This window comes from Flavobacterium sandaracinum, from assembly GCF_004349135.1.
Classification (GTDB): Bacteria; Bacteroidota; Bacteroidia; order Flavobacteriales; family Flavobacteriaceae; genus Flavobacterium; species Flavobacterium sandaracinum.
On sequence record NZ_SMFN01000065.1, the window covers coordinates 1 to 1,093 of the forward strand.

Genomic DNA, 1,093 nt, shown 5'->3' on the forward strand with positions numbered 1-1,093 from the left:
GACGGACTGGAAAAAACCCGAACGTAAAAGGAAAAACCTGATGCGACTAGGGATTGACAAAGACCACGCTTATGCTTGGAGCAGAACCAGAAAAGGAGGCTGGCGAATCGCTCAAAGTCCAATTCTAACCACTACAATTACCCTACTACGACTTAAGAAGAAAGGCTATCAATCAATGTTGGAGATTTACATGGAACTCAACCCATCACTTTGCGAACCGCCGTATACGAGACCCGTACGTACGGTGGTGTGAGAGGCGCACTCCGTCAGTTTCTGGCGGAGCCGTCTACTCGATTATGTGACGCCACTTCTTCAAGATATTAATTTTAAAAATATGAAAATGGTCAGAATTAGAAATATCAATAAACAGCCATATTTAAGGATTTTTCCATTTCGTTCGTCATCGTCAATATAATTTTTAGCATTTATAGCTTTCATAAAATATCCACGCCAATGATTATCTGGATCAGATAGCCACCATATTGTTTTACAATTTTCGCAAGCATATATTGAATGAATATCTGATTTGTATTTTTCTTGTTTAATAAAAATTATTGACTTTGCTATTTTTTCATCAAATTCTTTCAGAAACACTTCAAATTCTTCTGTGGAATTGAATTTAGGATATTCTTTAGTAAAGCATTTTTTACACATTCTTCTAGTGTTATTAGCGGTTTTTGGCGGTGTCACATAACGTGTCGCTGCTTTGAGATGGCTGGAGGTTCGTAATCGCTCAGTTTTCGGTTTAACGAAAATATAATTGCGAAACGTTAATTCCACTAAATTCAAGCTATATCAAAACAGCTGTTATGCAACGTGCTTTATTCAGTATTACTTTTAATAGCTTCCACAATTTCCATATAGTTTTCGAAACAATCTGGCGAAATTATTAACCTTCTATTATTTTCATATTTCAAAATACTAAAATGATAACCATCTGTTAGATTGATTCCGCGTGTATCTCTAGTTCTTGTTTTTTGTCTATCTATGCTCAGAATAGTGCTGTATGGAATATATTGTTTGGTTCTAAATATCAATGAAGTTTTCTCAATACCTTTCTCCATAATTTTTAGAGAAGAAACTTTGAACAAAT

General features: G+C 34.9%; 2 protein-coding genes and 1 pseudogene. 1 reads left to right on the forward strand and 2 read right to left on the reverse strand.

All coding sequences use genetic code 11. The features are described 5' to 3' along the window. Positions 1–253 (forward strand): annotated as a pseudogene (locus tag E0F91_RS17630) (group II intron reverse transcriptase/maturase); the annotation flags it as partial. Between the two features lie 59 nt (positions 254–312). On the opposite strand, the gene E0F91_RS17635 reads toward E0F91_RS17630, so the two are convergent. Together E0F91_RS17635 and E0F91_RS17640 are read right to left on the reverse strand one after the other, a co-directional pair. After that, positions 313–780 (reverse strand): hypothetical protein, encoded by a 468-nt coding sequence (locus tag E0F91_RS17635; protein WP_132067650.1) that lies wholly within the window; start codon positions 778–780, stop codon positions 313–315. 41 nt (positions 781–821) lie between these two features. Beyond that, the coding region (locus E0F91_RS17640) for a hypothetical protein (RefSeq protein ID WP_207919018.1) at positions 822–1,093 on the reverse strand (272 nt) is incomplete at its 5' end.